Annotated in this window: 1 protein-coding gene; it reads right to left on the bottom strand. The window is 27.6% G+C overall.

From position 1 onward, the window contains the following. Positions 1 to 380, bottom strand: a 380-nt coding sequence (locus AC1DWA_RS33755; RefSeq protein ID WP_477917902.1) for a GmrSD restriction endonuclease domain-containing protein, incomplete at both ends; no start/stop codon positions are given.

Below are 380 nucleotides of genomic sequence, written 5' to 3'. Positions count from 1 at the left end.
TTGCAGAACCATCTTTGAATGTTTCATTGAACCATTCTTCAAAGTCCTTATCTGATTTTTCTATATTTGGAATTCCCTCTAGTAGTTGAAGATTTGCAATAGAGTTAACATGCTCAAAGTAAAACTCTAAATTATCTTGAGAAACACCTGTTTTAGATAAATTTCTTTTTGTGAATAAGCTCTTTGCAAATATATGATCTAAATGGAATTTATTTCGAAAATCTAAATTTGGATAAAGTAGTGCTAGTATTGAGAATGTATGTTTTTGACCATATTCATAAGTTAACAAATTGTTGATTTCATCATCATTAAAGGAAAATGATTTTGTTCCACCTTTAAATTCATCAATAATCATTTGTAACGGAAAATCAGTATGATTC

The sequence above is a fragment of the Rhodococcus sp. P4_F3_2 genome (genome assembly GCF_056401335.1).
The sequence above is the reverse complement of the archived record's forward strand: the minus strand, read 5'-3'. Positions and strand labels throughout refer to the sequence as shown.